General features: G+C 39.1%; 8 protein-coding genes and 1 pseudogene. 2 read left to right on the forward strand and 7 right to left on the reverse strand.

Annotation, left to right across the window (positions count from 1 at the left end):
* Positions 1 to 133: 133 nt before the first annotated feature.
* A complete protein-coding gene (locus tag GGR02_RS09850) occupies positions 134 to 460 on the forward strand; it encodes a helix-turn-helix domain-containing protein (protein ID WP_183184552.1) in 327 nt (108 codons plus the stop codon).
* A gap of 50 nt (positions 461 to 510) precedes the next feature.
* Here the strand turns inward: GGR02_RS09850 and GGR02_RS09855 are convergent, their stop codons facing one another.
* The 5 genes from GGR02_RS09855 to GGR02_RS09875 form a co-directional block, all read right to left on the reverse strand.
* Complete coding sequence (locus GGR02_RS09855) at positions 511 to 1,950, reverse strand: glycoside hydrolase family 1 protein (RefSeq protein WP_183184553.1); 1,440 nt, start codon at positions 1,948 to 1,950, stop codon at positions 511 to 513.
* Between the two features lie 87 nt (positions 1,951 to 2,037).
* Positions 2,038 to 3,954, reverse strand: coding sequence for a beta-glucoside-specific PTS transporter subunit IIABC (locus tag GGR02_RS09860; RefSeq protein WP_183184554.1), 1,917 nt, complete (start codon positions 3,952 to 3,954; stop codon positions 2,038 to 2,040).
* A gap of 193 nt (positions 3,955 to 4,147) precedes the next feature.
* Positions 4,148 to 4,978: a BglG family transcription antiterminator LicT gene (gene licT, locus GGR02_RS09865; protein WP_183184555.1), complete on the reverse strand. Its 831-nt coding sequence runs from the start codon at positions 4,976 to 4,978 to the stop codon at positions 4,148 to 4,150.
* A 180-nt stretch (positions 4,979 to 5,158) separates the two neighbouring features.
* Positions 5,159 to 6,139, reverse strand: coding sequence for an aldo/keto reductase (locus GGR02_RS09870; RefSeq protein ID WP_183184556.1), 981 nt, complete (start codon positions 6,137 to 6,139; stop codon positions 5,159 to 5,161).
* A gap of 16 nt (positions 6,140 to 6,155) precedes the next feature.
* Complete coding sequence (locus GGR02_RS09875; RefSeq protein ID WP_183184557.1) at positions 6,156 to 7,007, reverse strand: aldo/keto reductase; 852 nt, start codon at positions 7,005 to 7,007, stop codon at positions 6,156 to 6,158.
* A 168-nt stretch (positions 7,008 to 7,175) separates the two neighbouring features.
* On the opposite strand from GGR02_RS09875, the gene GGR02_RS09880 reads away from it, so the two are divergent.
* Positions 7,176 to 8,075 (forward strand): AraC family transcriptional regulator, encoded by a 900-nt coding sequence (locus tag GGR02_RS09880; RefSeq protein WP_183184558.1) that lies wholly within the window; start codon positions 7,176 to 7,178, stop codon positions 8,073 to 8,075.
* Between the two features lie 183 nt (positions 8,076 to 8,258).
* Here GGR02_RS09880 and GGR02_RS09885 read toward each other — a convergent pair whose 3' ends face one another.
* Positions 8,259 to 8,774 carry a DUF2269 domain-containing protein gene (locus GGR02_RS09885; RefSeq protein WP_183184559.1) on the reverse strand — a complete coding sequence of 172 codons (516 nt, stop codon included), beginning with the start codon at positions 8,772 to 8,774 and terminating at the stop codon, positions 8,259 to 8,261.
* Between the two features lie 182 nt (positions 8,775 to 8,956).
* Positions 8,957 to 9,166: pseudogene (locus GGR02_RS09890) on the reverse strand (aldo/keto reductase); the annotation flags it as partial.
* Positions 9,167 to 9,250: the final 84 nt, after the last annotated feature.

Raw genomic sequence — 9,250 nt, forward strand, 5'->3', positions numbered from 1 at the left:
ATGTAGTGTACATTATAAGTAAAGTTGTTCGCGATTCGCGTACCTACGTTTCAATTATATTCAGAAAAAAAGAAAATAACAAGTGTTTTTATTCGTTCCGCGAACGTTTCGTGATGAGAGGGGGAGAAAAACGATGATAGCCAAACGATTGTCGGAGTTACGGAAAAAGAAAAAATGGTCATTGCAATATATCGCCGATCAATTAAACATCGCGAAAAGCACATACGCCGGCTATGAATCCGGTTACCGCCAGCCGTCGTTAGAAGCAGTGAAAGAGCTCGCCATTTTATTTGGCACAACAACCGATTATTTACTTGGCGCCGCCGACGGTGAGCAACAAGCAATTGAACTAACGAACCCACCGTCTCCGATTACCGTCGACGGCGAGCGGTTGACAGAAGACGAAATCATGCAGCTCATTGCCTTCATTCGTGTCAAACGGGAGATGGCAAAAAAATAGGCGTTTCTTTCGTCAAGAAGAAACGCCTCGGACTATTCTTTCTTTTTCTTTCAAATTTCTTCCCCGTTTGTTTCTATTACATGCTTATACCAAAAAAAAGATTTCTTCTTTTTCCGCTCCAAAGTTCCCGATCCGTCATCATGTTTATCAACGTAAATATAGCCATAGCGCTTACTCATCTCACCAGTTGATGCACTAACTAAATCAATGCATCCCCATGACGTATAACCCATGAGCTCTACTCCATCCTCAATGGCTTCTCCCATCGCCTTAATATGCTCACGCAAATAATCAATACGGTAATCATCATTGATTGAACCATCTTCCTCTACTTTGTCATATGCTCCAAGCCCATTTTCAACAACGAACAAAGGTTTTTGATAACGATCATAAAGTTCATTCAACGCAATACGAAGACCGATTGGGTCAATTTCCCATCCCCAATCACTTGCTTGTAAAAACGGATTTTTCACTCCGCCAATAATATTGCCTGATGTCATTTCTTCAGGTGATTTTATCTTTTTCACTGTACGAGACATATAATAGCTAAAACTAATAAAATCAACAGGATATTTTTTCAATAACTCAAGATCTCCACCATGAATCTCTAGTTCAATCCCGTTTTCTTTAAAGAAACGTTTTGCGAAGGCTGGATACTCCCCTCGTACTTGTACATCTCCACATAAATAGTTAAATATACGACCTTCTTGTAAGGCATGTAAAACATTTTCTGGATGGCAATCAAAGGAATACGTCGGAGCATAAATGAGCATACATCCGACTCTCGCATTTGGAATCGTTTCGTGAGCCGCTTTTACAGCTAAACTGCTTGCAACAAATTGATGATGTAATGCTTGGAAAATATGTTGCAAGCGAGTATCTTCATTTTCTGGTAAAAAACCAAGACTTAAAATCGGGAAATGAATCGCTCCGTTAATTTCATTGAATGTTAACCAATATTTCACTTTATTTTTATAACGTTCAAACAATGTCTTCGCATATCGCTCGAAAAGTGAAATGAGTTTACGGTTTCGCCATCCTCCATAAGCTTTCACTAAATGTAGCGGCATTTCATAATGGGAAATCGTTACAATTGGTTCAATGCCATACTTATGAAGTTCATCAAATACATCGTCATAAAATTTTAATCCTTCTTCATTTGGTGTTAATTCGTCACCGTTTGGAAAAATTCTTGACCACGCAATACTCATTCGATACGCTTTAAATCCCATTTCGGCAAATAAAGCAATATCTTCTTTATACCGATGATAAAAATCAATGCCATCATGGTTTGGATATACATATTTTGACTGATCAATTTCAAAATTAAATGCATCTCCTGACAACACATTTAGTCGTACTTTGCCCCCTGGTAATACATCAGCAATACTAAGTCCTTTTCCCCCTTCCTGATAAGCACCTTCTAATTGATTTGCTGCCGTTGCTCCTCCCCATAAAAATCCGTCTGGAAAGCGATATGTTTTATCCATTGTAACAACCTCCATATAAAATATGATTTATAAGCCCGATGAAAGGGATGTGTCATTGCATCATCGGGCTTTTATCCCTTACATCGTTTAAATATAAATTTCTAATAATGCTTCATGTTGGGTAATTTTACTCTTTGGGATAGTTTTTATTTCTGAAAACTTTTCGCTATTTGTTATTACGACTGGGGTGACTATTTCATATCCTGCTTCTTTAATTTTCTCAACATCAAATTCAACAAGTAGATCACCAACTTTTACTACATCTCCTTGTTTCACATGTGACGTAAAATATTGCCCTTCTAGTTTCACTGTATCCATTCCAATATGAATTAAAATCTCGAGTCCATCATCTGATGTAATACAAATGGCGTGCTTTGTTTGAAATAAAGCAGTCACGACACCATTAACTGGTGAAACAACTTTCCCCTCTATCGGTTCAATCGCAACTCCTTTTCCCATCGCTTCGCTTGAAAAAGCACCATCTTCTATGTTAGATAACGGAACGACATCACCTTTTAATGGGCTCATTAAAACAAGACTCTTTTTTTTTGTTTCTTCTAATGTTAGGGGTGTTTCCATCTTATTTTCTGTATCTTTATCTTTAAAACCTAAGAAGTACGTCAACAAAAACCCAACAACAAAAGACACCACTAGTGAAATGATTGCCCCCCAGAAAGATAAATCAAGCTTTGAACCTGGTTGAATATATGTTGGGATAGCGAAAATTCCCAATCCCCCAATCATCCATATCTTACTTGAAAAAGCACCAATGATTCCGCCACCGACAGCCCCACCAATGCAACTCATAATGAACGGTTTTTTTAGCGGCAACGTAACCCCGTAAATCGCAGGTTCTGTGACACCGAAAACACCCGAAATAAACGCTGGTACACTAAGCGATTTTAAGTTTTTATCTTTCGTTTTTAACATAACTGCTAATACCGCACCAATTTGGGCAAAACATACAAAAACTACTGTCGCTAAAATCGGATCATACTTTAACGTAGCTAAATTGTTTATAGCAATTGGTACAAGCCCCCAATGCAGCCCGAACATAACAAATATTTGCCATAACCCACCTAACAATATCCCCGTCAAAATCGGACTTAATTTATAAATCCATACGGTTGCAGCACCCAGCAAACTTCCTGCCCAAGTAGCGATTGGGCCGATGACGATAAACGTGAGCGGAACCATAATAATAATCGTAAAAAATGGAACGATAAATGTTTTTATCACATCTGGAATGATCCGCTTTAATCGTTTCTCTAACTTTGCAGCAAAATACGCCGATATAATAATTGGAATAACGGACGACGCGTATGACATTAAAATTACTGGTATCCCTAAAAACGTAATATGAATATCCGACTGAAATACTGTTCCATTAAACAACGTATACAACGGGTCACCTGTAGACAATGTACTTAAACTTGGATGAACGAGTGCCACAGCAATAGCTATACCAACAAAAGGCGTTCCACCAAACTTTTTCATTGCTGTATAACCTAAAAATACTGGTAAAAATGTAAACAAACCATCTCCGGCAATATTTAGCAATTGGTATGTTCCCGATTCTGGAGTAACCCAATGAAGCGCTAACAATAAAGCCGCCAACCCTTTAATCATCCCCGTCGCCGCTAAAACACCTAAAATCGGAGAAAACACACCTGAAATGATGTCGATAAATTTTGCACCTAAACTCATTTTGTTTTCTCTTGTTTCATCATTCGCTAATGTGTCCATATTAATTCCAGAAACCTCTAAAAAATTAGCATAAACATCAGGGACATGGTTTCCAATAACCACTTGGTATTGCCCGCCACTTCTCATTACTGTAACAACGCCATCTAAATTTTTAATTTCTTCCGTTTTTGCAATTGATTCATCTTTCAATTTGAAACGAAGCCTTGTCACACAATGATAGACACTTTCAATATTTTCCTTCCCTCCTACTAATCTCAAAATGTCTTTTGATAATGATGTGTAATCTTTTTTTGCCATAACAGCACCTCCCTTATTTTTGTATCCGTTTTCAGGCATGGAAAATAAAAAAACCTAAATTGCCCGCCAATACGTACAATGGCGAGACAATTTAGGTTTTGCCTGCGTAACCAGTAACAATCCTAATTGTCTGAATATTATTCATCTTTTACCCTCACTTTAGCATGCGCTTTCATTTTTGTCAATAAAAAATTTATTTACGATTTGTAACACGTTCAATATGAATCGTTAAATATATTTCTTCTTCGGGTGTTAGCGTGCACCCATGTGTCTTTTGAATATATTCTGCTATTTTCTCCGTGCATTTATATGCTTCACGATATTTTTGTTTTACAAGCTCATGTAAGTCATATTCCTCATGGTTTAACAAATTTTTATTCATTAAACGATGGATGAAAAATTTAAGGTGTGTAAGAAAGCGGAAATAATTCAACGATTCTTCATCTAATTGAATTTTGAAATGATACTTCACAATCGTTAAAATATCTTGAATCATTTTTGTCATCGCTGCCACGTCACCCATTTTTTCATTAAGTTCCGCATTAACAATGTGCATGGCGATAAATCCTGCTTCATCTTCTGGTAAATCAAGATGAAAATACTGTTGAATCATTTGTAACGCTTTCTTTCCAATTCGGAATTCATCTTTATAAATTCGTTTAATTTCCCAAATTAAAGGATTTACAATTTGAATCCCTTGTCGATAACGTTCAATGGCAAAATGGATATGATCAGTAAGGGAGATGTAAATAATATCGTTTAACTTTTTATTTAACTCTTCTTTCGCATACTTAATAATCTCTTCTGTGATACGAATGTATTCAGTTGGAACTTCATACAACAATTCTTTAAACTTACTAATCAAATCTTTGTTATCGAGCTTAAACACTTTTTCGATTCTCGTTTCATCTACTTCGTCACCTGACCTCTTTTGAAACGCGATTCCTCTCCCCATAACGACAAGTTCTTTTCCATTTTCAATAACGCTTATGACATTGTTGTTAATGACTTTAGCAATTTTCAACTCAATCCCTCCTTCGCTGTAAAATAGATGATAAGGCAATGAAGTTCTTATTTAGAAGGATTGATGATTTTTAAACGTTTGTCAATCAAAATTTTTTAAACTACACGCAAATGAATTTCCACACAAAAAAGCTGTCCGTAAAAAACCGATTAGTCGGTTCTTTTGGACAGCGTTTTTCCTTTAGAGAGGACCAACGATTGGATGTGGCACATACGGTTCTTCTAAGTAGGCGATTTCTTCTGCCGTTAATGAGACCGATAGGGCTCCGACGGCATCTTCTAGGTGAGAAATATTCGTCGCTCCTACGATCGGCGCAGTGATTGGTTCTTTATGTAGCAGCCAAGCGAGAGCAATTTGCGCGCGCTTGACGCCATGTTTTTCGGCAAGCTCTACAACACGTTCCACAATCGCGCGATCCGCTTCTGCGGTTGCATCGTATTTTGCCTTTTGAATTTGATCGGTTTCCGAACGATGCGTCTTTTCCGACCAATCGCGCGTCAATCGTCCTGACGCCAGCGGGCTGTACGGAATCACCGCAATCTTTTCTTCTTTACAAAGCGGAAGCATTTCGCGCTCTTCCTCACGATAAATCAGATTGTAATGATTTTGCATTGAAACAAATTTCGTCCACCCGTGTTTTTCCGCTGTATAATTAGCTTTCAAAAACTGCCAAGCGTACATTGAAGATGCTCCGATGTATCGTGCTTTTCCTGCCTTTACTACATCATGTAATGCCTCCATCGTCTCTTCAATCGGCGTTTCGTAATCCCAACGATGGATTTGGTACAAATCCACATAATCTGTTCCTAGCCGTTCCAAACTGTTATCAATTTCATTCATAATCGCCTTGCGTGAAAGACCTTTCCCATTCGGACCTTCATGCATCGGAAAATATACTTTGGTCGCGATGACAATTTCATCTCGATTGGCATAATCCTTAAGAATTTTTCCTAAAATTTCTTCACTTGTTCCAGCAGAATACACATTGGCTGTGTCAAAAAAATTAATTCCTAGCTCAAGGGCTTTTTTAATGATTGAACGACTGCGTTCCTCGTCAAGCACCCATGGATGAATCCACCGATCTGCCATCCCAAAGCTCATCGCGCCAAGACAAATGCGCGATACGTCCAAACCGGTATTTCCAAGTTTCACATATTCCATATCACTGTTCCTCCCTTTAAATATCAAGTCGACGTCTGCAAAGCCATTTCACAATTTCCGGGTCATTATGGGAAAAGAATAAACTTTTTTTCGTGTCAAGCGTCGCAATCATGTCCATATCCTCTTGGCTTAATTCAAAATCGAAGATATGGAAGTTTTCAATAATTCTTTCTTTATGAACCGATTTAGGAATCGCCACGATTCCCCTTTGCGTCAACCAACGCAAAATGACTTGCGCAACGGATTTATTATACTTTTCGGCGATAGATGTTAACACTTCATTTTGGAAAATATTATTTCTTCCCTCAGCAAACGGCGCCCATGATTCGATTTGAACGCCATGCTCCTTCATAAACTTTGCGCCCTCGATTTGCTGGCAAAACGGATGCGTTTCCACTTGGTTGACGGCTGGGGTCACTTCATGATGGAGAATCAAATCAATGAGACGGTCCATCTGGAAATTGCTCACGCCAATCGCCCGAATTTTCCCTTCACGGTACAATTCCTCCATGGAGCGCCACGAGCCATACACATCGCCAAACGGTTGATGAATTAAGTACAGATCAATATAATCTAGCTGCAAGCGTTCCAACGATTTCGCAAACGCCTTTTTCGTATTCTCATAACCGGTATCTTGAATCCACAGTTTCGTTGTCACAAAAATCTCTTCCCGCGGAATGCCGCTCCGTTTAATCGCGCGGCCAACCGCTTCTTCATTTTGATAAGAGGAAGCCGTGTCAATGAGGCGATAACCTGTCAACAAAGCATCGTACACACATTGCTCGCACACCTCTAAATCCGCAATCTGAAAAACGCCAAAGCCCAATATCGGCATTTTGACGCCATTGTTCAATGTGACGGTTTGCATATGAATCCCTCCATTTCTTTTTTACCTCTTTCATTATGCCGCACCTATAAAAGAAACCGATATCACAATCATCGCAAATGATTGCCTAATTCTCTCAAAACTACTTATGCAGCTAATGAATATGTATTAAAATGAAACTAATAAGAAGAACGAAGGGTGGTACGACAAATGAATCAACGACAAAGCGAGCTGACTGAACTCATTGTACGCCATACCGGGCAAGATGGATCTCACGCAACAGCAATTCCTGCGTTGTTTTTATTCCGCCAATCGAGCATGACGACTCCAACTCATGGTGTTCAACGATCTTCCTTTTGCGTCATCGTTCAAGGAAAAAAAGACGTGTGGCTAGCACAGGAACGGTTTACTTACAGCCCTTCTCATTATCTTGTTGCGTCTGTTGACCTACCGGTAGTTGCTCAAGTTGTAGAGGCATCAGAAGATATGCCGTATTTGGCGCTAAGACTTGAACTAACACCAGGAGAAATTTTAGAGATTTTAGGTGAAAAGCCAATCCGTCTAACTGGACAAGCAAAGCGGGCCATGTTTGTCAGCCCGATTGAACCTCCTTTGCTCGATGCGGTAACACGGCTCGTTCGTTTGCTTGATACGCCGGATGATATTGATGTGCTTGCCCCTGTGTACAAGCGCGAAATTTTATATCGCGTGTTGCAAGGTCCGTATGGAGATGTACTGAAACAAATCGCTATCGAAGGCAGCTACGCATATCGCATTCGGGACGTAATCGAACATATTAAACAAAACTACCATCGGCTAATTCGGATAGAAGAGTTGGCAGATATCGCCCATATGAGCGTTTCTACCCTTCATCGTCACTTTAAAGAGGTAACGGGGATGAGCCCGATTCAGTTTCAAAAACAACTGCGGCTGCAAGAAGCGCGGCGCTTGTTGTTAACGGAGGCGACTGATGCGGCTGATGTCGCTTTTCAAGTTGGCTATGAAAGCCCGTCGCAATTCAGCCGCGAATATTCCCGCATGTTCGGCTTGCCGCCAAAAGAAGATGCCAAGCGTTTAAGAGGAGATTATTACAAAAAAGCCAATGCATAGAAAAAACAGGGCTATATAAGATGAAATTTTGTTTTACATCCAGATATTCACTCGCCACATTATAGCTTTTATTTAGATGAAAAAGCAGAAATTTTTTATTAAAACTTATATAGGCATTGATCATCCTCTCGCTTTGTTGATTTTAAAAACAATGCCCTTGCGAATCGGCAAGGGCTTGTTTTCTTACACCTGCTTTGTAACAGGTGTTTTTTTCTTTCGCCACGGGCGTATAAACGAAATGATAAAAACGAAAATTGTCACTGCCACTTGAAAATATACCGCATAATGTCTTATTTCATGATTGCGAATAAACGCTGGATTACTTAACGCCAATTGTTTTTGCGTTTCTAACAGCTCCATATTAGCCATCATCAGTTCATCGACAATAAAAATACCGACAATCGTTTGGATGATATATAGGACAAACTTCACCCCCACCCAACGATGCTTAAAAAAGCCCCAATTCGTAAAAAAGCCGTAAACGAAACTAATCACTAACGTACCAATCGCTCCCCATTTGACAACATACTCGCTAATGATAACTATATTTTTATAACCTAAATACACTTCATCATACTTTGTCAAATCAAGCTGCATACTTAATGATACAGAACTTAAAATGCCGCCAAAAAACATCACAACTAAAAATACGTGAATCATTTTCAACCATTTCATCCCGTTCGGTCCTATCTTTTTCAAACGTAACGCCTCCTACATTAGTTTTTTGCCATCACAGCAACCATTGTAGTAGGGAATTCGTTACCTTCCTATGTACTTGAGCATAAATTTCCGCTACTTCTTAGGACGTATTGGTCTTAGTTACCGAACAATCATGCGAAAAAGCCAGCACTTAAAATGCTGGTTTTTTCATACTACCTATGTTAAAAATCAAAATGATCAGGATCAGGGCCCACTCTCTCGTTTTTATTGAGACGATTTATTCGTTCCATCTCTTCCTCTGTGAGTGAAAAATCGAATATGGACGCATTTTCAATCATCCGATGTTCTTTTGTCGTTTTTGGAATCGTGACAACGCCGTGCTGTAAGTCCCAACGTAAAATGATTTGCGCAACGGATTTGTTATACGAGCTTTTTGCGATGTTGGCTTTTTTCAAAAGAAATGGTACCATTCGATCATTTTCTTCCTATGCTCCTCTGCCGATTCCTCTTACATT

The sequence above is a fragment of the Anoxybacteroides voinovskiense genome (genome assembly GCF_014196205.1).
Lineage (GTDB): Bacteria > Bacillota > Bacilli > Bacillales > Anoxybacillaceae > Anoxybacteroides > Anoxybacteroides voinovskiense.